The 20,639-nt window shown below is 58.3% G+C and carries 16 protein-coding genes and 3 pseudogenes; 9 read left to right on the top strand and 10 right to left on the bottom strand.

The window, feature by feature from the left end:
- The first annotated feature begins 24 nt into the window (after nucleotides 1–24).
- From NPS56_RS21130 to NPS56_RS21120, 3 genes and pseudogenes are all read left to right on the top strand, one after another.
- A pseudogene (locus NPS56_RS21130) lies at nucleotides 25–1,393 on the top strand (MFS transporter).
- Nucleotides 1,374–1,775 (top strand): DUF4440 domain-containing protein, encoded by a 402-nt coding sequence (locus NPS56_RS21125; RefSeq protein ID WP_274076413.1) that lies wholly within the window; start codon nucleotides 1,374–1,376, stop codon nucleotides 1,773–1,775. Before NPS56_RS21130 ends, NPS56_RS21125 begins: the two are co-directional and overlap by 20 nt.
- Nucleotides 1,776–2,275: 500 nt before the next feature.
- Complete coding sequence (locus NPS56_RS21120; RefSeq protein ID WP_425313642.1) at nucleotides 2,276–4,396, top strand: TonB-dependent siderophore receptor; 2,121 nt, start codon at nucleotides 2,276–2,278, stop codon at nucleotides 4,394–4,396.
- A 364-nt stretch (nucleotides 4,397–4,760) separates the two neighbouring features.
- Here the strand turns inward: NPS56_RS21120 and NPS56_RS21115 are convergent, their stop codons facing one another.
- Nucleotides 4,761–6,266, bottom strand: coding sequence for a sensor domain-containing diguanylate cyclase (locus NPS56_RS21115; RefSeq protein ID WP_274076411.1), 1,506 nt, complete (start codon nucleotides 6,264–6,266; stop codon nucleotides 4,761–4,763).
- A gap of 258 nt (nucleotides 6,267–6,524) precedes the next feature.
- On the opposite strand from NPS56_RS21115, the gene NPS56_RS21110 reads away from it, so the two are divergent.
- From NPS56_RS21110 to NPS56_RS21100, 4 genes and pseudogenes are all read left to right on the top strand, one after another.
- On the top strand, nucleotides 6,525–7,349 hold the full coding sequence (locus tag NPS56_RS21110) for an AraC family transcriptional regulator (RefSeq protein WP_274076410.1): 825 nt from the start codon (nucleotides 6,525–6,527) through the stop codon (nucleotides 7,347–7,349).
- Nucleotides 7,350–7,421: 72 nt separating this feature from the next.
- On the top strand, nucleotides 7,422–7,808 hold the full coding sequence (locus NPS56_RS21105; RefSeq protein ID WP_274076409.1) for a cupin domain-containing protein: 387 nt from the start codon (nucleotides 7,422–7,424) through the stop codon (nucleotides 7,806–7,808).
- A 63-nt stretch (nucleotides 7,809–7,871) separates the two neighbouring features.
- Nucleotides 7,872–7,979, top strand: a pseudogene (locus NPS56_RS31375) (DUF6632 domain-containing protein); the annotation flags it as partial.
- A gap of 181 nt (nucleotides 7,980–8,160) precedes the next feature.
- Nucleotides 8,161–8,538, top strand: a complete 378-nt coding sequence (locus NPS56_RS21100; protein WP_274076408.1) for a c-type cytochrome — start codon at nucleotides 8,161–8,163, stop codon at nucleotides 8,536–8,538.
- Between the two features lie 50 nt (nucleotides 8,539–8,588).
- On the opposite strand, the gene hydA is transcribed toward NPS56_RS21100, so the two are convergent.
- The 7 genes from hydA to NPS56_RS21065 all read right to left on the bottom strand — a co-directional run bounded on the left by hydA (nucleotide 8,589) and on the right by NPS56_RS21065 (nucleotide 15,445).
- Nucleotides 8,589–10,025 (bottom strand): dihydropyrimidinase, encoded by a 1,437-nt coding sequence (gene hydA, locus NPS56_RS21095; protein WP_274076407.1) that lies wholly within the window; start codon nucleotides 10,023–10,025, stop codon nucleotides 8,589–8,591.
- A 57-nt stretch (nucleotides 10,026–10,082) separates the two neighbouring features.
- Nucleotides 10,083–10,979, bottom strand: a complete 897-nt coding sequence (locus tag NPS56_RS21090) for an allantoinase PuuE (RefSeq protein ID WP_274076406.1) — start codon at nucleotides 10,977–10,979, stop codon at nucleotides 10,083–10,085.
- Between the two features lie 54 nt (nucleotides 10,980–11,033).
- Nucleotides 11,034–11,903 carry a MurR/RpiR family transcriptional regulator gene (locus NPS56_RS21085; RefSeq protein WP_274076405.1) on the bottom strand — a complete coding sequence of 290 codons (870 nt, stop codon included), beginning with the start codon at nucleotides 11,901–11,903 and terminating at the stop codon, nucleotides 11,034–11,036.
- 36 nt (nucleotides 11,904–11,939) lie between these two features.
- A complete protein-coding gene (locus NPS56_RS21080) occupies nucleotides 11,940–13,175 on the bottom strand; it encodes a cysteine desulfurase-like protein (RefSeq protein WP_274076404.1) in 1,236 nt (411 codons plus the stop codon).
- Between the two features lie 20 nt (nucleotides 13,176–13,195).
- Nucleotides 13,196–13,930, bottom strand: coding sequence for an amino acid ABC transporter ATP-binding protein (locus NPS56_RS21075; protein WP_274076403.1), 735 nt, complete (start codon nucleotides 13,928–13,930; stop codon nucleotides 13,196–13,198).
- Nucleotides 13,927–14,604, bottom strand: a complete 678-nt coding sequence (locus NPS56_RS21070; protein WP_027923846.1) for an amino acid ABC transporter permease — start codon at nucleotides 14,602–14,604, stop codon at nucleotides 13,927–13,929. Before NPS56_RS21070 ends, NPS56_RS21075 begins: the two co-directional genes overlap by 4 nt.
- A gap of 64 nt (nucleotides 14,605–14,668) precedes the next feature.
- Nucleotides 14,669–15,445 (bottom strand): transporter substrate-binding domain-containing protein, encoded by a 777-nt coding sequence (locus NPS56_RS21065; RefSeq protein ID WP_274076402.1) that lies wholly within the window; start codon nucleotides 15,443–15,445, stop codon nucleotides 14,669–14,671.
- Nucleotides 15,446–15,697: 252 nt separating this feature from the next.
- Here NPS56_RS21065 and NPS56_RS21060 point away from each other — a divergent pair.
- Nucleotides 15,698–15,808: pseudogene (locus NPS56_RS21060) on the top strand (hypothetical protein); the annotation flags it as partial.
- 4 nt (nucleotides 15,809–15,812) lie between these two features.
- Here NPS56_RS21060 and NPS56_RS21055 read toward each other — a convergent pair.
- Nucleotides 15,813–17,027 (bottom strand): aldose 1-epimerase family protein, encoded by a 1,215-nt coding sequence (locus tag NPS56_RS21055; protein ID WP_274076401.1) that lies wholly within the window; start codon nucleotides 17,025–17,027, stop codon nucleotides 15,813–15,815.
- A 258-nt stretch (nucleotides 17,028–17,285) separates the two neighbouring features.
- Between NPS56_RS21055 and NPS56_RS21050 the strand changes: the two genes are divergently transcribed.
- Nucleotides 17,286–18,227 (top strand): helix-turn-helix transcriptional regulator, encoded by a 942-nt coding sequence (locus NPS56_RS21050; protein WP_406591142.1) that lies wholly within the window; start codon nucleotides 17,286–17,288, stop codon nucleotides 18,225–18,227.
- A gap of 46 nt (nucleotides 18,228–18,273) precedes the next feature.
- Here the strand turns inward: NPS56_RS21050 and NPS56_RS21045 are convergent, their stop codons facing one another.
- Nucleotides 18,274–20,193: a tyrosine-protein phosphatase gene (locus NPS56_RS21045; protein ID WP_274076400.1), complete on the bottom strand. Its 1,920-nt coding sequence runs from the start codon at nucleotides 20,191–20,193 to the stop codon at nucleotides 18,274–18,276.
- Nucleotides 20,194–20,639 lie beyond the last annotated feature (446 nt).

Below are 20,639 nucleotides of genomic sequence, written 5' to 3'. Positions count from 1 at the left end.
GCTTTGCGGCAAAGGGGAAACAACATGACCTACCGCTACAAAGTTGCACTGATATTTCTGATCGGCTTTTTTATAGACTGCACTAACATCTTTATGTCAGCGGTCGCATTACCGAGTATATCGGCAGCGCTGCACGTCGGTACTTCAGACGTTGCCTGGGTGGCTAATGCTTATATTCTGGGGCTGACACTGATCATTCCGGTCAGCACCTGGTTGGCCGGTCGTTGTGGCAGTAGGGAAATCCTCACCGTCTCGATGATCGTGTTTACCGCCTCCGTGTGGATGTGTGGGCTGGCCAACAGTTTCAACGAGCTGGTGATCTGGCGCTTCGTCCAGGGGTTTGGCGGCGGCCTGTTGATTCCTGTCGGACAGGCACTGACGTTCAACCTGTTCAAGGGCGAGCAGCGGGCGAAAATATCCACGTTGGTCATGGCCGTTGCCCTGATTGCGCCTGCCATTTCACCGACCATCGGCGGCATCATCGTCGACAGTAGCTCCTGGCGCTGGGTGTTCTACAGCAATATCCCGTTCTCACTGATCGCAGCATGGCTGTCATGGTTCTGGATCAACGAAGCGCGACCAACGACTTTGCCCAGACCCGACATCAAGGGCTTGCTACTGGTCAGCGCGGCGCTCGGCAGCCTGCTGATGGGCTTGTCGTTGTACGGCGGTGACGCTGCGGCATGGTTGGCCGCCCTCTTCGTCATGGCAGGCTTTACGTTCGTCGTGCTGTACGGGTTGCACTACCGCAACTGCAAAAATCCGATCATTGAACTGAGCCTGCTCAAAAGCAAAAAACTCAGCACCTCCATCTTTATCTATTACGCGATTCCCGGTGTGTTCACGGGGGTCAACCTTATGAGCATCTTCTTCCTGCAAAACACCCTGCACTTCAGCGCCCGACTGACAGGGATGTTCATGATCCTCTACGCCTTCGGCGCATTCATCGCGATGCTGATCTGTGGCCGGGTCTATAACCGGATGGGCGCCAAGCGGCTGTTTGCCCTCGGCATGCTCTTGCACAGTGCCGGCATTGCCACCCTGTTACTGGTGAACGATTCCGCAGACTCTCTGGTGATCGTCATCGCCTACAGCTTGATGGGGATCGGCGGCGGCATCGGTGCCAACACAGCACAAACCACGTCGCTGATGGACTTCGAGGGCTATGACACCCACAAGGCCAGTGTCATCTGGAACATCAACCGACAGATGTCATTCAGCATCGGCGCTGCCTTCTTCCTGATGGTTTTCAACCTGCTCTCGAAGCATTTCGATACCACCCAGGCCTACCATATGACCTTTGCCGTCGCCGCGCTGCTGGGCCTGTGCCCACTCTTTCAACTGAGTCAGCTGAACATTAAAAAAGGACTGTCATGCACAACAAAATAGTTGAACAGGCGCACCACAGCATTCATCACGTGCACGAGCTGATCCACACCCTGTTCACCGACGCAAAAGGTAAGGGCCAGGCCACGCTGGAACCACTGATATCGGCCTTTGCCGAGCACTTCACCATGGTCACCACCTCGGCCGACATTGTCAGCCGGGCGACGGTCGAGCAGATGTTCAAAGGTGCAGTTGGCGCCAAGCCAGGCCTGGAGATCGTCATCAGCGAGCTGCAGACGGTCTGGCAGGAAGGCAACAGCGTGGCGATTCGCTACAAGGAAACCCATCGCCTCGGCCAGCACGAAAGCTCACGGGTTTCGGTGGCGATCATTGGCATGCATCACCACAACGCCCAATGGATCTACCTGCATGAAACGCCGCTAGGCTAGCGGGAAAATAAATCCGTGCCCTTTCCCCCTCTTTCCCGCTTTCCCGGTCCTCTTTCCCCTCGCGTACTTTCCCGTCTACCGGTGAATACGCATTGCCTCCTGTAGGAGCTGTCGAGTGCAACGAGGCTGCGATCTTTTAAAAAGCCAGATCAAAAGATCGCAGCCTCCGGCAGTTCCTACAGATGAGGACGCACTCCCCTGTAGATAACGTCTTGGACCTCGTCGTCCCCCTGCGACAAACCCTGCGAATGTGAAAATTTCGTTAACCAATTGGTAAACAGGGCTTTTTTCCCAGGATCCAATCTGGCACACTATTGAGAATGATTATCACAAGTAATCTCATCAGCTTTTGTGCAAGCCCCACCTCCGCCTTGTAGCGCAAAACGGCTCACCCGCCGCTGCTGAAATCCCACTTCCTGCTCAACGAACTGCAATCCCTTTTGTAAGGAGAATTCTGCGTGCAACTTTTTTGGCCCCGCCCTCTCGCCGTTGCCGTCGCCCTGGCAAGCGCCTCGCCTTTTGTAGTCGCACAAGAAGCAACCACCACTGCAGCATCCGATGAGCCATCCAGCGATCAGCATGTCTTGACGCTTGGCGCAGTGAACGTCAATGCTGACCAGTTGGGTCAAACCACCGAGGGCACGGGCTCGTACACCACGGGTGAAATGTCGACCGCCACCAAACTGCCGCTGTCCATGCGAGAAACCCCACAGGCAGTGACAGTGATCACACGCCAGCGCATGGACGATCAGGCGATGACCAGCGTCAACGATGTCGTCAAGGCAACTCCGGGGCTGTTCCTCAATCAGTCGAGTGGCCCTGGCCGACAGACCTACAGTTCGCGCGGTTTCGACATCGACAACATCATGTACGACGGCCTGCCCAGTTCGTACACCGGATGGAACGTCGGTGTGCAGCCAAACCTGGCGATGTTCGACCGCGTCGAGATCATTCGTGGCGCGACAGGCCTGGTCACCGGCAGCGGCAATCCATCGGCGGCCATCAACATGGTGCGCAAACGCCCGACCGCGACCCCGCAAGTAACCTTGACCGGTGCGGCTGGCAGTTGGGATGACTATCGTGGACAGATTGACGCTTCCGGCCCGCTGAACGAAAACGGCACTCTGCGTGGTCGCGTGGTAGGCACCTATCAGGATGCGAACAGTTTTCGCGACAAGGAAGAATCCAATCACGGTTTGTTCTATGCGATCGGTGAGGCCGACCTGAGCGAAGACACCACCGCGACCCTGAGCTTTTCCCGTCAGGAAGACCAGACCAACTTCTTCTGGGGCGGCCTTCCTATCGGTACTGACGGCCACCATCTGGATTTGCCACGCTCCACCTACCCGGGCACCGATTGGGAAAACAAGAAACAGGAAATCAACACCCTGTACGGTGAGGTCAAGCATCGCTTCGACAATGGCTGGGGCCTGAACCTGGCGGCCACCAAATCCTGGCAGGATGCCGTGTTCTCCGGCACGTATCTGTCGCGCTACTCGGGCTCGCTCGCGACCACGGCCTACCAGTCGAAACCCGAGGAAGACCAGACGGCGTTCGACGGGTTCGCCAGCGGCCCCTTCGAAGCCTTCGGTCGTACCCATGAACTGGTGGTGGGTGCGAGCAGACGCGAAGTCAATCTGCAAACCCGCGAATACAGTCCCTATGCGCTGTCGTGGCCCATTGGCGCGCCTAAACCGGATTTCGTGCACAGCGGCGACAGCCACGAAGTCACCAGCCAGGACGGCGTCTACCTGACCACGCGGCTGAGCCTTGCCGACCCGCTGACCTTGATCCTCGGGGGGCGACTGGACTGGTATGACTATGACAACCGGACGGGCGAAGGCGACTACAAAGTCACCCGCAACGTCACGCGCTACGCGGGCCTGATCTATCGACTCAATGACAACTACTCGGTCTACGCCAGTTATACCGACATCTTCACCCCGCAGACCTCAAAGGACATTTCCGGCAAGGTGCTTGACCCTATCGTGGGTGAAAACTACGAACTCGGCATCAAGGGCGAGTACTTCGACGGTGCCCTGAACGCCAGCCTGGCCGTGTTCCAGATTGATCAGAAGAACCGCGCCAGCGTCGCCGACAATCAGGCGGGCTGCCCGGAAATGACCTGTTATGAATCCTCCGGCCTGGTACGCAGCCAAGGGCTTGATCTGGAATTGCAGGGTGCCCTGTCCCCGAACTGGCAAGTGGGCGCCGGCTACACCTATACCCGTGCCCGCTACAAGAAGGATTCGGATCCGGCGAACAACAACCAGCGCTTCACTCCGGACCAACCTGAGAATCTGTTCAAACTCTCGACCGTCTACCGCCTGCAAGGCCCGCTCGAGAAGCTTCGAGTCGGTGGCAACCTCTACTGGCAGAGCCGCATGTACAACGATGTGGCGCTCACCGACGGCAGCTATCGCATTGAACAAGGCAGCTATGCGGTGACTGACCTGATGGCCGGTTATGAGGTCAACAAGCACCTTGACCTGCAACTCAATGCCAACAACATCTTTGACCGCACGTATTACTCGGCCATTGGCTACGACGTGACCTGGGGCTCCACCGATACCTACGGCAATCCGAGAAACTACATGCTGACGGCCAAATACAGCTTCTGATTTGCCAATACCAGCTTTGATTCGAGCTGGCTTGTCGGTCGCCGTATCGCAGCGATGGCGGCAGCAGCTTCACCCTCGCATCGCCAGCAAGCCGGCTCCTACAGATGTGTGTCGCGCCGCAAACCCGACATACACCCGCAAAACCTGTAGGAGCTGGCTTGCCAGCGAAGACGGCAGCAGCTTCACCCTCGCATCGCCAGCAAGCCGGCTCCTACAGATGTGTGTCGCGCCGCAAACCCGACATACACCCGCAAAACCTGAGCTGCCAAGTGCAACGAGGCTGCGATCTTTTAAAAGCCAGATCAAAAGATCGCAGCCTACGGCAGCTCCTACGGGAGCAACGGCCTGACGCCCGCTTAACCTGTCACCCTCCCCCCCTCACAAACCGGTTACGCCCCAGCGCCTTGGCGTTATACAGCGCCTGGTCTGCCACCTCGATCAAGCCTTGCAGAGGGTCCAGCTGGGACCCCGTGGCTGCAGCAATCCCGATGCTCACCGTCAGCCGTCCGAACGGGCTGGAGTGGTGCGTTATATCCTCATGCTGCAAACGGTCGAGGATAAGTTGCGCCACCGCCGCGGCACCGTCACTGTCGGTGTCAGGCATGATGATGCCGATCTCCTCTCCGCCATAACGTGCCACCAGATCGGACGGTCGCCTTACGCACGCCTCGAAAATCCTGGCAACCGTCTGCAGGCAGGCGTCTCCAGCCACATGCCCGAGCGAGTCGTTGAAGCGCTTGAAGTAGTCGATATCAATCATGAGCAATGCCAGCGTCGTCCCCTCACGCTGTGCTCGCCGGGCTTCCATGGCAAGGCTCTCATCGAAGCAGCGCCGATTGGCCAGACCGGTAAGGGCATCCTTCATCGCAATCAGCTCAAGTTGCCGATTAGATGAGAGCAACTGCTGCTGGGCCCCGCGCAACTGATCCTCGGCCCGGGTACGCCGACGGATATCCAGGATCAGGAACCAACCGATGAGACCGGTCAGTCCCAGCAGCCCCGTCACCACCACCGCGGACAGCAATGCCTCCGTTCGCCACGCGGCGAGGACTTCGTGCTTGCCGAGTGCCACGGTCGTGACCAGCGGCAGCTGATCACTCTTGCGAAAGGCGTAAAGCCGCTCCACGCCGTCCAGGCTGGAGGTAAACGACGCGGTGCCGACTGATCGATCGACGAGGTACTTGGCGAAGATGGGCGACCTGGAAAAGTTGCGCCCCATGTCCTGTTCGCGAAAAGGATAACGAACCAGCAGCGTACCGTCGGTGTAGGACAAGCCGATAGCGCCCTCCTGCCCGACGTCGATCTTGCCAAACAGGCGCAGGAAGTTTTCCACCCCCAAGGTCACCGCCACTACGCCGGCAAATTCGCCGCGAGGACCATTGAAACGACGGCTGACGGTGATCACCCATTCGTGATTGGTACGGCTCTGGATGGGCGGACCGATAAAGATCTCGCGGGAGGGATCGTCGCGGTGATGAATGAAATAGGCACGATCAGTGCTGTTCGCCCCGGCTGGAATCGGCCGGTTGGAAGACATCAACCAGCGTCCCTGATCATCGTAGACAGTGATACCACTGAGCTGTGGCATCAGCGGCACCTGGCGGTCGACCAATGCACTGAGCCGCTCAATCTGCGCAGGGCCGCTACCTTCGGTTTCCAGGCGTTCGACAAGCCCGAGCAACAGCAGCGAACTTTGCCGGACAATGCCTTCGGAGTAAGTCGCAAGTGCCTGGGTCAGGTTCAAGCCATGGACATCCACTTCCTCCAGTGCTTTATCTCGAGAGGCCACTACCTTCCAGACAGTCAGTGACGCCAGGGAGCAACCGATAACCAACAGCAAAAGCACAACAAGATGGGTATCACGCTTCACGTTACTACCTTATGGAAAGTCCGCTTTTCCGTTCCAGCGACTATTGGGCCAAGCCGATAGCGGCAGCCATTCGTCCTTGAACAAGGATACAAGTAGAGGTGAAACGCTGCAGCAAGTGATTATGAGGCACTGCTCAACGAAGCTGATTTCGACCCGTAACGAACGCTCAAAGGACCATTGAACTGAGGCAGCGGTATAGTTCCGCAAGTTAGATGCCGTATACCCTTCAAGATGACGCACCAGCGGAAAAGTCTGATCATGAACGGAAAAGCAGGTCGGCCAGCCACCTCGGATTGGGTCATACGTAGCGCTCAACCTGGCAGCGTGGAGCGCATCGAAGCGTGGTTCGGCAGCCATGGCTACGACCCACATCGCCACGATACCTACTCGATCGGCCGCACCCTCGCTGGCGTGCAGAGTTTTCACTACAAGGGTGCGCTGTGCCACGGCGTGCCGGGCAACACACTTGTGCTGCACCCTGACGAAGTCCATGACGGCATGGCGGGCACTGATGCGGGTTTTCGCTACCGCATGGCCTACATCGATCCGGCGCTTATTCAAAACGTTCTCGGCGGTGAGCCGTTGCCCTTCATTGCTGGCGGACTGTCATGCGACCTGCGTCTGTACCGCGCCAGTGAAGCCTTCGTGCAGGCCCTGGATCATCCTCTGGAAATTCTTGAGGAGCAGGACGCCTTATACGACCTGGCGATGGCGTTGCGTGCGGTCGGTGGCAAGCCACGCGGCCGCAAACGTCTCGATTACCGCTCGGCCGAGCGCGCGAGGGCGTTCATCATGGAGCACCTTCACCAGGGCATTACACTGGAGATGCTGGAACAGGCCAGTGGACGCGAACAGTGGAGTCTGTCACGGGACTTCCGGGCACTGTACGGCACCAGTCCCTACCGTTTTGTCACGCTTCGGCGCCTGGACAGTTTTCGTCGGCTGATCCTCGATGGCTTCACCCTGGTCGATGCCGCCCTGGCCGCAGGCTTTCACGATCAGAGCCACATGACCCGGCACTTCACTCGCAGCTACGGCGTGTCGCCTTTGCGCTGGCTTGAACGCTTGCGTTCCACCCGCTGACTTGCAGGATCGTACAAGAACTGCATGCTTTTGGTTCGATAGGCTGACGGCTTCAACTACAGAGGATCCGTCATGTCCGACTTCACTCAGCAACGCGCATCACACCCTGTGAACCTGGCCCAAAAGGCTTCGCTGATCGAGCAACAGTGGAGCCCAAGGGTCGTCGCAGAAATGAACGACTACCAATTCAAGGTCGTGCGAATCGAAGGTGAATTCGTCTGGCACTCGCACCCACAGACGGATGAAGCATTCCTGGTGCTCGAAGGCATTTTGCGCATCGATCTACCGCAGGGCTGCATTCATGTACACCCGGGCGAATTGTATGTCGTGCCACGTGGCGTGGAGCACAGGACAGCAGCGCACGGAGAAGCGAAAATCATGATGATCGAGCCGCGAGGGGTTCTGAATACCGGTCACGAAGGGGGTGAGCGGACGGCTTTGAACGACGTCTGGATTTGATTATTCGTGTTCACAAGACAAACGATAAATCCAGATACCTGGCATCGCACTTTACGATGCCAGCACCTGGCAGGTGACGTGCCGGCGCTCTTCATCGTAGCGGTTGCCTTGGCCATCTTGACGCCCCGCTCGCCATTGGCCGCTCGGCCCGGGACACACAATGGGGCCTGAGAGCAGGCATGAAATGACTTTCATCCCGGGTATGCTCACTTGGAGTTTCTGAGAAACTCCCCTGATCGACCCCGGCCAAGGGTCGATCAGTGCGCTTGGGTGCCGACGCGACGGCTGATATCTTTCCCGCGCACCAAATCGCGTCCAATCGACGCTGAACCCATCAAGGAAGATAAAAACAATGAAAATAGTATTCATCGCTTCGCTGGGAATTTTATCGCTGACGCAAACTTCACTGGCCTTCGCGGAGAATGCCAATGGAAAAAATCTCTATCTACAGCGATGCAGCATGTGCCACGGAACAGATATCAAGGCAACAGGCCCGCTGGCCAATAAAAGCAATCCGCCTACGCCTGATCTGACATCCTCCGCTTTCAAGAAACGATTGAATGATTATCCGGGCGTGATTGTCTCTTCGATAATACTTCGCCCAAATGGCGACTTGATTCCAAGAACCTTGCGCGAGAATGGTGTAAAGCTATCGCCGCATGCATGGAGCGTGAAGGATCTGCGCGATTTGAATCAATACATGGGCGATGTGATTTCACAAAAACGATGATCTTTAAAGTGCCGCGCCACTGCTTCGGCTGGCCACCTGCGCGATCGCACTCACCATTGCAACTCAGTCTTGCGTCGGCGCAGTTGCGCGGGCGCCGGGCGCTCGCACGGCAGAAACCGGCCGCGACCCGCCTCACCGCGCGGCGCGCCGTCCCAGACCACCTCACCGCGAGACAGGGTCATGGCCGGCCAGGCGCTCAGCGTCATGCCGGCGTAAGGCGTGTAATCGACGTTGTGGTGCAGCATTTCATTGCACAGGTGCACCGACTCACCTTCGTTCCAGATCACCAGGTCGGCATCGGCACCAATGGCGATGCTGCCCTTGCGCGGATACAACCCATACATCCTGGCGGCATTGGTGGAGGTCAGCGCGACAAAGCTTTGCGCGGTGATGCGCCCAGTGCGCACGCCTTCGGACCAGAGCAGCGCCATGCGGGTTTCGACACCGGGAATGCCGTTGGCGATCTGGTCGAACGACACCTCTTCTCCGTGGGCCTTCTTGCCATTCGGGCCATCGAAGCGAAAGGGTGCGTGGTCTGACGAGAAAATCTCGAACGAGCCGTTCTCCAGGCCATCCCAGATCACCTGCTGATTTGCCGCATCGCGCGGCGGCGGGCTGCAGATGCACTTGGCTCCTTCGAAGCTGTCGTCACACCCCAGAGAGTAGGCGGTCAGGAACAGGTACTGCGGGCAGGTTTCGGCGTACACCTTCAACCCCTGGCTCTGGGCCCAGCGAATCTGCTCCACGGCCTCGCGACCCGACACGTGCACGATCAGGATCGGCACGTCCACCAGCTCGGCAAGGGCGATGGCACGATGGGTCGCTTCGCGCTCCACCAGCATCGGCCGCGACGCGCTGTGGTAGCGCGGCGCAGTCAGCCCGGCCGCCAGTAGTCGCTCGGTAAGCCAGGCGATGCAATCGCTGTTCTCGGCGTGGAGCATTACCATGGCGCCCTCACGGCGCGCGACCGACAACGTCTCGAGAATCTCCCGGTCGCCCAGCTTCAGCGCATCGTAGGTCATGTAGATCTTGAACGATGTATAGCCTTCCGCAATCAGGGCCGGCAGTTCTTCACGCAGCACCTGCGGGGTGGGGTCGGTGACGATCAGGTGGAAGGCATAATCGATCACCGGCTTGTTACCCGCCCGGCGATGGTAGTCATCGACGGCAGAGCGCAGGCTTTCGCCCTTCTGCTGGCAGGCGAACGGGATGACGGTGGTGGTGCCGCCGCAGGCCGCCGAGACCGTGCCGCTGAAGAAGTCATCGGCCATCACCGAGCCGTCGCCAGTCGGCTGGTCGAGGTGCACATGGCTGTCGATGCCACCGGGGGTGACATGCCGGCCTGCCGCGTCGATTTCCTGGAGACCTTGCGGCAGGTCCAGGCCAAGGGAGACGATGCGCCCATCACGAATACCGATATCGCTGGTGAACGTGTCTGAGGCGGTTACCACGCGGGCGTTGCGAATCACCGTATCAAAAGGTTGCATATCAGGCCTCTTGCAGAAGTAACCGGCCCCAGCCGGTCAGGCGGCGCGTGTCTTCAATCAGGTTCGTTCAAGCCACGCACGGGCGATTTCTTCGCGTGTAGCAAACCAGACACCGCCGTGTTGCCGGGCATACTCGATGAATTGCTTGATCGCCCTGACCCGCCCGGGACGGCCCACCATGCGTGGATGCAGCCCGATCGACATCATGCGTGGCCCTTCAGCCGACTCCTCGTAAAGGACCTCAAAGCTTTCTTTCATGTATTCGAAAAAGTCCGATGCCTGCGACAACCCCGGAGAATTCCAGTAGCGGAAATCGTTCACGTCAGCGGTATAAGGCACCACGAGGTGACGCTTGCCCTCGACCTCGACAAAGTAGGGAACATCGTCGTTGTAGGCATCGGAGTCGTAGAGAAAACCGCCCTCTTCAGCGACCAGCCGACGGGTATTGACGCTGGCGCCATAGCGGCAATACCAGCCAACGGGACGCTTGCCGCAGGTGCGTTCGAATGATTCGATGGCCAGGCGCATGTGTTCACGCTCTTGCTCTTCAGTCAGGCGAAACACTTCCTCCCAGCGATAGCCGTGACTGCAAATTTCATGACCACCTGCAACTGCAGCGCGTGCAACATCAGGGTTTTGCTCAAAGGCCACTGCGCAGGCATGAAAAGTCGCGCGAACCGATTGCTGGTCGAGAATATCCAGGATTCGCCAGATCCCGACGCGGGAACCGTACTCGTACATCGATTCCATCGCCAGATTGCGTGTGCCGTCGGGTATTGAATAGCTGCCCCATTCGGTCATGGATTCCTGGTCCGGGTCGCCCATGGCGAGCGAGCGTTCGGAGCCTTCTTCGTAGTTGATCACCAGACTGATGGCCAAACGTGCGCCATTCGGCCAGGTGCCTTGTGGGCGTTGTCTACCGTAACCCACTAAATCGCGTGCAGGTGAAACCATCGGGATATTCTCCTGAAGTGACGGGTTTTATAAGTGCGTGGCGAAAGTCGCGACTTAGCAGTCGATATCTTTCAGCCGGTCATGGTTGAAGGTGCTGTCCGATTGCCACTCGCTGAAGGCCAGTCCCATGGCCAGTGTTTGAGCGATACAGAACGAAGCGGTGAGCGAGCGAAAGCCCAGTAATTCGGCGTCGTTGACCTCAATCACCGTATCGGCCATTTGCCCGATAGGGCTCAGAACGCTGTCAGTGATCGCCACCAGCGTCACGCCTGCTTCCCGCGCCTGACGACAAGCCTCGACGGTGTCCTTGGCGTACGGCGGAAAGCTGACGGCTATCAACAAATCATCATCGGCAATGGCGCTGACCTGCTCCGGCAACGTGCCGCCAGCACCGCTGATGTGCACGGCTCGCCGGCCGACACGACTCAATGCGTAGCTCAGATACGCCGCCACCGGAAAGGCACGACGCATGCCGATGACGAACGTAGTGCGCGCGACTTGCAGGTGGGCGATGGCGGCTTCGATATTGGCCTGCTCGCCGCCTTCGGCCAGGTGTTCCAGGGAAACGATATTGGCCTGGCTGAACTCACGCAGAATCCCGCCGACGTCACTCGGGTCCTCCAGCAACGTCTCACCGCCGTAGTGCCGAATACGCTCGCTGTGAGTGTCGGCTGCCTGTTGCAGCGGTGCACGGAACAGCCGCTGCAAATCCTTGAAACCTGCAAAGCCAAGGGCCTGGGCCAGCCGAATATAAGCGGAAGGCGCGATGCTCGAGCGCTTACCCAGTTCGGCCACCGTGTTGAGTGCGATCTCATGCGGGTTGTCGATCAGGAATCGGGCAGCATCGCGCAGACGACCGGTCAGTTGTTCGTGCTGGGCCGCTATACAGTCACGCAGCTCTGCAAGGGTTTCAGGTAAGGCCATAGTGAAGGCTCGTAAAATTGGAAGTGTGTGCGCCTGTCAACGCAACGCGGTGATTGCTTGATCCAGCGCAGTGATGAGGCGGTCGACTTCTTCCAGCGTGTTGTAATGCGCCAACGACACCCGCACTACCCCGCCAAACTGGCCTAGCCCAAGGGCTTCGATAAGTCGCCGCGCATAGAAGTCACCAAAACGAATGCCAATGCGGTGCTCATCGACGCTACGCACAACAGCCTCTGACTGAACGCCCTCGACCACGAAACTGATCGTTGGTACTCGATTGTGGGTATTCGCTTTACCAATGATCCGAACGCCCTCGCGCTGGCGCAAGAATGCCAGCAGACGCTCGGCGAGCAAATCCTCCTGCACCTCGAAGGCATCGAACGCAGCCTGCATGCACTTGCGCTCGCTGCCTTGCGCTCCAAGCCGGGTGCTGATGTCGAGCAAATAGTCGGTAATGCCAATGCAACCGAATGACAACTCGTAGTTGACGTTGCCTGGCTGCAATTTGTAAGGGACCACCTCCTGACCGATAAAGAAGTGGTTAAGGCTCGGCAATTCCAGCAACAGATAGCGACGACCCCAGAGCACGGCAAAGTGCGGGCCGAATGTTTTATAGAAGCTATAGACGTAGAAGTCGGCGCCGCTCGCCTGCACATCCACCAAACGATGTGGCGCATAAGCGACGGCGTCCACGCACAACTTGGCGCCCACGGCATGGACACGCCGCGCAACCTCGGCGACGGGATTGATCGAACCGAGAATATTCGAGGTGTGGGTCATGGCCACATAACGGGTTTTGTCATTGAGCAAGACCTGCAGGTCATCCAGCTCCAGCTCACAACTGTCGAGATTGACCTTCCACACGCGCAAGGTCGCACCACGGCTTTCGCACAGTTTGACCCATGGACCGATGTTGGCCTCATGATCGCAATTGGTGACGATGATTTCATCACCTGGGACGATTGACGGGGCAATGGCGCGACACAGTATTTGCAACAAGTGGGTGGTCGAGCCGCCCATGATCACTTCTTCGGGGTGCTCGGCGTTGATCAACTGCATGACCGAGTGGCGCGCCTGCATCACTCGCTCGCCAGCGGCAACGGAAGGTTGGTAGGAAGCACCCAGTTGCACACTGTTGTTCAGCAGGTAATCACAGACCCGCTCGGCCACCGTGTTCAGTACCATCGAACCACCGGCGTTATCCATGTAGGCATAACCATCGGCCAGACCTGGAAACTGCTTGCGAACATAATCGATATCGAGAGGATTCACTCTACTTTCTCCAGCCGGATTCAGTGGTGCAGGATGGCCTGAAGGAACGCTTTTGTACGAGGTTCCTTAGGTGCGGTAAAAAACGGTTCAGGGATGTTCTGCTCAACAATGCGGCCACTTTCCATGAAGATCACCCGGTCGGCGACCCGTCGGGCAAAGCCCATTTCGTGAGTCACCACGACCATCGTGACGCCGGAGCGAGCAAGGTTCTGCATGACATCGAGTACTTCGCCGACCATTTCCGGGTCCAGTGCCGAAGTCGGTTCGTCGAACAGGATTGCGCGAGGTTCCATGGCCATGGTGCGCGCAATGGCAACACGCTGCTGTTGGCCGCCAGACAATTGGCTCGGGTATTTATGTGCGTGATCGCCCATGCCGACCTTCACCAATAGCTCCTTGGCCCTGGCGTGCGCATCACGCCGGCTCAGCCCGCGAACACGGATCGGCGCCAGTGATACGTTGTCGAGAACTGTGAGGTGTGGATAGAGGTTGAAGCTCTGAAACACCATACCCACTTCGCTGCGGATGGCGGCCAGTCGCGGACCGTTTTCAACACGCTCGCCGGCCACGCGGATATGGCCTTGCTGGTAGTTCTCAAGCAGGTTGATGCAACGGATCAAGGTCGATTTACCCGAGCCGGACGGGCCAAGAATGACCACCACTTCACCTTCTTCAACCTGCAGGTTGATATCGCTCAACGCTTTGAAATTGCCGTAGTACTTGTCGAGCTTTTCGATGTCGATCAACGTGCTCATGCGGTTTTTCCTCCAGAGGCGTTACGACGCTCAACCCAGCTGACCATCTGCACCAGCGGCAGCAGCAGCAAGAGGTACAGCAAGGCTGCCCCAACCAGCGGTGTCGGGTTAGCTGCCAGTGCCTGCGCCTGGGTCGCCTGCTTCAGCAAGTCAGGCATCGCTACGACTGAGGCGAGCGCCGTGTCTTTCATCACGTTGATGCAATTGCTGGTCATGGGCGGCATCACGATGCGGATAGCCTGCGGCAAAACCACGTCGCGCATGGTGTTGAAGAAACTCATGCCTTGAGAGGCCGATGCTTCGAATTGGCCACGGGGAATGGCCTCGATGCCCGAACGAAAAATCTCCGCGCTGTAGGCGCATGAGACAAGCGAGAGCGCACTGGCAGCGGCCGCAAAAGACGACAGACGAATGCCGACAAAAGGCAGCGCGTAGTAGATGAGTACCAGTAAAACCAGCAGTGGAATGGAGCGCATGATATCGATGTAGATACGTGCAAGCGCTCGAACAGGTGCGTAGGAGTACAACCGCAGCAATGCCAGCAATAGCCCGCCCACCAGACCCAGGGCAATGCTCACCACCCCAAGCAAAATGGTCACGCCCAAACCGCGCATCATCAGCGGGAGCGAATCGACGAGCACGTTCCAGTTGAAGAATGTCTGCAAAAGATCCATGGGATACCTCGGTCAATACAAGTGGCGAACAGGCGTCGCCACTTACATGCATCATCAGCAGGGCTTACTTGAGGACGGCGGTCACTTTCATGGTGCTCGAGTCTTGATTGGCATCGGCGCCGAACCACTGTTTGTGGATTTTCCCCAGGGTGCCGTCTTCTTTCATCTTGCTGATGATGTCGTTGACCTGATCGCTCATCGCCCAACCTTTGGCGTGCATCAGCGAGTAGCGTTCACCCGTGGGAATACGCGCCACGATGGAATATTGCGGTTTGTCCTTGATGTAGTAGAGCACCGCCGGGATGTCGCTGAGGTAGCCATCGATTCGTCCGGAAGCCAGATCGAGCATGGCCGGCGATAGCCCTTCATAGCGCGAGACATCGGCGAACTTGTACTCGTCCTTGTGTTGGCCGATCCACATGTCACCGGTAGAGCCAGTGTCGACACCCACCACCTTGTCGTTCATGTCGGCCAGGCTCTTGACCTTGGAAGTGGTCAGTGCGGTGAGCGACTGGTCGCTGTCGAAGTAAGGCTGCGCAAAGGCTACCGACTCCAAACGTTTAGGGGTAATAGTGATTGAAGAGATGGCGATTTCAACACGTTTGGATTGCACGGCACTGAACAGGCCGTTGAAGGGAATATTGACGAACTCGACGCTTTTTCCGGCGCGCTTGGCCACCTCTTTTACAACATCGACTTCGAAGCCGACGAACTCACCTTTGGAATCCTGAAACTCCCAGGGCACGTTGCCAACGTTAGCACCTACGGTCCAGTCCGCGGCCCAGGCTGGCAGTGAAACTGCGGCGGTCATGAACAATCCCAACATCACTTTCGCTTTCATGTTTGCTCCCGATTGTTTGTTTTTTTAGGTGCTAACAGCGGTTGATCTCGTACAACGTGGGATCGAGAGTAAATCAATGAATTATTTAGTTCAACACCGTATGTCAGTGAATTTTTTGCTCCGCTACCATTTTCAGTTTGCCTTGAGCGCCACGTCCAAAGGGAATCAGCTATCAAGGCTGACGCCAAAGCTGTGGTGTGAGAATGCCTCGATGGAGGCCTCTTCACGGGTTTCGACTTTATGAGCGTCTGCTGGCGAGCAGCCGATCGACTGCTCAAGGTCGCGAGTACACTGGCGGACCTTGAACAAGCCGACGGGATCAGACGCGAACATTTGGCCGAGGGGCTGCAATGTCGGCCGACAATGCCTACCCCTTGGTCAGATCAACCAACGGCGTCTGCCGCACCTCAGTCTCCCGCCCACCCTGAATATCGCTCACCTGCTTCAAGGCCTTATCCACAGCCGCCTTATCCGCCAACAAGCTGTAGCTGATGCGGAACTGCTTGTGTTCCTTCGGCCCGATTGTGGGTACCAGGTTCAGTGGCCGCTGATAACGGCGGTTGTAGGAAAAACTTGTCCCCGGCTCCAGCCCCGTGACATAGCCCTGGCCTTGGGTATCGGTGTTTTTCCACAGGGAAAACACCGGCAGTGTCTGAGTATTGAAGCCGACCGATACGCCCAGGCTGCCGGCCTTGTCATGCAACACGGTCAACGTATCGCCCTTGGCATCGGCATACGGCACCACGTTGTAAACCGTTTCGTCGTAGTCCTTGGTCGGTGCGCGGTAGGTTTGCCAGTCGGGCAGATCACCCTTGGCCTTGTCGTTGAACGGCGACACCTGTTTCACCGGCGCGGCGAAACGAGCGCCCTGCTCCAGGAACGGGGTGCTGAAGTTACTGTGATACAGCGCCTGGTATTCCTTCGGATAGTCACCGTTGTTGGTCAGGGTGTCGTTGAGGGCGAACACTACGCTGCCGGGTTCGGTGACCAGTTCGGTCGCGACGGAGAAGTCGACCTTTTTGAACGCCTGCTCCTTGAGTTCGCCGCGCAGGGTGATGGCGTACGGTGGTTTTTCATCGATGTGCAGGGTGACTTTGTTCGCAGGAATATTGGCGGCCCGACCGTGCAGGGTCAGCAGTTCGCCGTTGTCGACGCCGGGGTGGCCGACCCATTCGTATCCGCAACGGGTGACGAGCTCATTGAAACCTTCCAACCAGCCCAGACCACCGCGGCCATTGAGTTCGATGAAGGACGGATTGACCACTTCCTTGACCGGCGAATCCCAGCCCATCCTCACATCGCCTACCGAGGCCTGCAAGACGTTCATACCGCGAGTCGGCACTACCGAGAGTTTCATCGTGCCGTTATCGATGTCGACGATGCTGACGCCCTCCTGCCGCCCGCCATGCAAGGTGCGCAGGGTGACGCTGAAGGGTTTGTCGGTTTTTACGCCGAGTTGCTGGCTGGTGATCTGCCAGTTTTGGGCGGCTTTGTCAGTGTCGAGCAGAACGTAGTCCCAGGCCATGGCGTGGGAGGCAGCGGACAGTGCGCTGAGGGCAACAAGGAGTTTGAGCGGGGTCATGGCAGCAGCCTTTCTTGGAGTTGTGGCATTTTTATAGACTTGAAGAAACGTTTCAGCAAGCTTAAAAAGCGGCATAAAGTCGGAACAGCGCGTTTTTCAGGTCTGCCCTGGGCACCGGGCCGTCACAAACCTGTCACCCCTGCACGCTACCCTCCCTGCTCTCGCGCACTTCACTCCGACATAAAGCCTCACTACAAGGTGCCAGCCAAGGTGTCCTCAACTCCGTCCCGCCAGCAAATCATCCTCAGGTCCAACGACATGTGCAGCGATGACTTCGGCGCGCTGTTCGCGAAAATGTTCGGTAATCGCTATTCCGATACCCCGCCCTTGCCCTCGAACATCATCATCGGCGGCGTCTACGGCCGGCACGAGGGTGTCAGCTTTCGCCGCATGCATTACCGTGGCGACTTCTCGGTGGTCTTTCCCGATCCCCAGGACGAAATCACCTTCGTCATTCCTACCGCCGGCAAAATCATCTTCAATCACCTCTGCGAGTCGATCGGTGATTCACAGGTCGGGCTGGCAATCGACAAATCAGATATTCGTTCGATGCGTTTTATCGACAATCATGCGCAGCACGGGATGTCGATAAAGCGTGCGATGCTCACAGAACGACTGTCGACGCTATTGGGCAAGCCAATTGTTGAACGGTTGGTGTTCGAGCCTGTGGTTGATTTGAAGGTCTCGATTTTCCAGGGCCTCAAGGCATTGATCGATCTGGCCACCGGCGCCGAGTTCGATGTGCTGATCAACACCGGAACATTGATGCCATCGCGGCTGCGAGAGATGTTGTTGGACGCGGTGCTGGAATCCTGGCCGCATAATTTCACCCAAGCCCTGAGGCAGCCTGCTCCGTTGATCGCGCCACGGCATGTGAAGCTGGCGGTTGAGCACATTCAGGCGCACCCCGAGCATCTGCTCAGCGGAACGGATCTGGCCCGATTGACCCATGTCAGCCAGCGAGCACTGCAGGAAGGTTTCCGGCGATTCGTGGGGAGCTCGATTGTGGCGTACCAGCGGCAGGTGCGTTTGCAGCGCGCCCACGAAGCGCTCGCCCAACGCGATTCGCCTTCCGTGACTGAAGTGGCGCTGCGATTGGGCTTCAGCAATGTCGGCAGGTTTTGCCAGTATTTCCAGAGCGCCTATGGCATCAGCCCCGCAGAACTGAAATCAGGACTGCGCACGCGAGCGCGGCACTAAGGCTCCGGCCGCCAATCGATAGCGGCCCGACCCCCCAAGTGTTTCCTTAAAACAGATAACTGGCCTTGAGCCCGCCCCTGAAGCCGTGGCTGTCCCCGCCACCGCTCGCACCCACTTCGGCACCCAGGCTCAGCGCGCCGAGATTGGCCATGAGGTTGACCCCTGCGGTGAACTGGTCGCGGTTATCGAACGCGGCGCGCTGTTCGATATCCAGGCCCAGCAAGTGCCCTTCGCTGTCGACCTGATGATCGCCGAGCACATGCTCATAGCCCACCTGGACACCCGGCACCAGTTGCCAGGCGCCCATGCCGATCGGGGCGAATGCAGCGTTGAGGTTGGCCACGGCACTGCGGCGAGTTTCGTCAATGCTGTCGACGTCGAGGGCCAGCTCACTGCCTTTCTCCTGGAAACCCGACAAGTTCAGATGGCTGACGCGCACGCCGAGGCTCGGTTCGAGCGTCACGCCGCTGACCGGCACACGGTAGCCCAATGCCAGGGTTGCTCCAGTGAGATTGCCATGGCTTTCGCCCTTGGCGGTGCCGAGGCCGCCGCCGAGGTCGCGCTTGCTGTCGTAGTCGATGTAGCCGGCGCTGGCGTCGGCGTCGACGAACAACCCGCGTTCCAGACCGTCCGGCGCGAAGCGTGCGCCCATGCTGAAAAAGTTGAAGTCGGTATCCGCCTCGCCACCCGCGCCGCCGACGTTGCCCTTGCTGTAGCCGAAGCCGGCATGGGCGCTCAGTTGTTCGGAGAAGCGCTGGGTCAGGCCGACCATCATGCCTTGGCTGTGCTCGTTGCTGCTGGAGGCTTGGGACGAACCATCGGTGCCCAGGTAGCCCGCCAATGCGGTGGACCACAAGCGGTACTGGCCGACCTTGAGGTCCGTGCCACTGGCAAACGGCGCAGCCGCCTGTTCGATCATCGCGCCCTGACGCAGCAGGTAACTCGCCGCGTCGGCGTGCACCTGACCGCCGACCGTGGACTGGACGCCCGCCAGGTCGCCCGCATCGATGGCCGACTGCAGATAGTAGTTGTAGTCGCTGTAAGTGCCCGAAAGGCTGCTGTTCTGCAGCTGTTGCAAAAGCTGCGCGCCGGCGGCGGCGTTACCAAGCAGACCCGCCTGGCCGGGCAGACTGTTGAAGTAGACCATCTTGCCGCGCAGCACATAGATCGTCTCCTGGGACAGACCCAGGCCTTGCTTGAGGTAGTTGTCCATGCTGCCGTACTGCGCGGTCACCTCGTCCAGGCCGGCTTGCAAGTAGCTGGACTCGACGCCGAGCAGCGGCGCATAAATGGCCGCCATCGCCGGCGGCATACTCGCCAGGGTCGCCGCTACGCGCGCGGCGGTGTAGTCGTTGGTGGCCAGGTAATTACTCATGATGGTGGCACTGTCGACCCCGGCAATGCTCAGCAACACGGCGGCGGTCCAACCGGTTCGGTCCTTGCCGGCGGTGCAATGGAACAACGCGGCACCGTCGACACTGGCCAGTTCATTGAACAGCCTGGTGAACTGGCTGCGCATCCCGGCGTCACTGACAAACGCCCGGTTGGTCTGCTCCATCATCGCGATGGCATCGGCTGCACTCTTGAACGAGACCGTGGTGATGTTCGAACCGGATGTGGTGCTGCCGATGATGTCGATGTTTTCGTAGCTCGCCCCGGTGAGCATCGTGTCGGGTGTGCCGGCAATCTCACTGGGGGTGCGCAGGTCGTAGACGGCCTTGATGCCCAAGGAATTCAGCGTAGCCAGATCCGCGGCAGACGGGGTCAGCGCGTTGGAACGATAGAACACCCCGCTACGCATCGTGCCATCCCGGGCCGTGGAATAGGCGGTGGTAACCCCCGCGAGATCACGGAAGTTGTCAAGGCTGCGCAGGTGGGGAGTCTCGAGGACGTTAGTCTCGGCGGCTTGGGCGGTGGCGATGGACAGAGTCAAAACGGACAGCGAACACAGAAGACGTGGAAACACAGTTCAGCCTCATTGATCAAGCGATGGGCTGGCTACTATCTGCAACGAAGTAATACCGAATATGACAGATTGCGCTCGGACGAAAATCGGTGCGTGATTGGTCCGCCGGGTTCGTTTTTTGTCCGAGGGGTTATCGCCAGCCGTAGGCAGCTATGAATCCTGCTCGCCCCGGTATATCGACGGAATGTCGGTAACGCAGGCTTGCCTTAATATGAGCGTCATCCTGATGCCTTATGGGTGATGAATGGGGAAACTACCAAATCGCCCGGCCTCAGCCAACGACAGCTTGAGCCAGGCTTGCGGCGAAATAATCGATGCCACCCAAGGGTTTGATTCGAGCAAGACAACGAAGCATTGAGATTATGGGTCAACGGCTTTCATGGTGCGCAGATTCAACCGGCCGATTTACTTTCCGCAGAAAACTGCCAAACGAACAACCAGCCCCA

Source organism: Pseudomonas putida, from assembly GCF_028682635.1.
GTDB classification, from domain to species: domain Bacteria; phylum Pseudomonadota; class Gammaproteobacteria; order Pseudomonadales; family Pseudomonadaceae; genus Aquipseudomonas; species Aquipseudomonas putida_AE.
Note: the sequence above shows the minus strand (reverse complement) of the source record. Positions and strands in the feature narration are given on the sequence as shown.

What these genes read in the sequence shown, in the direction of transcription:
- NPS56_RS21125 (WP_274076413.1), top strand. Translation starts at nt 1,374, where the DNA reads ATGCACAACAAAATAGTTGAACAGGCGCACCACAGCATTCATCACGTG.
- NPS56_RS21110 (WP_274076410.1), top strand. Translation starts at nt 6,525, where the DNA reads ATGAACGGAAAAGCAGGTCGGCCAGCCACCTCGGATTGGGTCATACGT.
- NPS56_RS21105 (WP_274076409.1), top strand. Translation starts at nt 7,422, where the DNA reads ATGTCCGACTTCACTCAGCAACGCGCATCACACCCTGTGAACCTGGCC.
- NPS56_RS21100 (WP_274076408.1), top strand. Translation starts at nt 8,161, where the DNA reads ATGAAAATAGTATTCATCGCTTCGCTGGGAATTTTATCGCTGACGCAA.
- hydA (WP_274076407.1), bottom strand. Translation starts at nt 10,025, where the DNA reads ATGCAACCTTTTGATACGGTGATTCGCAACGCCCGCGTGGTAACCGCC.
- NPS56_RS21090 (WP_274076406.1), bottom strand. Translation starts at nt 10,979, where the DNA reads ATGGTTTCACCTGCACGCGATTTAGTGGGTTACGGTAGACAACGCCCA.
- NPS56_RS21085 (WP_274076405.1), bottom strand. Translation starts at nt 11,903, where the DNA reads ATGGCCTTACCTGAAACCCTTGCAGAGCTGCGTGACTGTATAGCGGCC.
- NPS56_RS21075 (WP_274076403.1), bottom strand. Translation starts at nt 13,930, where the DNA reads ATGAGCACGTTGATCGACATCGAAAAGCTCGACAAGTACTACGGCAAT.
- NPS56_RS21070 (WP_027923846.1), bottom strand. Translation starts at nt 14,604, where the DNA reads ATGGATCTTTTGCAGACATTCTTCAACTGGAACGTGCTCGTCGATTCG.
- NPS56_RS21065 (WP_274076402.1), bottom strand. Translation starts at nt 15,445, where the DNA reads ATGAAAGCGAAAGTGATGTTGGGATTGTTCATGACCGCCGCAGTTTCA.
- NPS56_RS21055 (WP_274076401.1), bottom strand. Translation starts at nt 17,027, where the DNA reads ATGACCCCGCTCAAACTCCTTGTTGCCCTCAGCGCACTGTCCGCTGCC.
- NPS56_RS21050 (WP_406591142.1), top strand. Translation starts at nt 17,286, where the DNA reads ATGTGCAGCGATGACTTCGGCGCGCTGTTCGCGAAAATGTTCGGTAAT.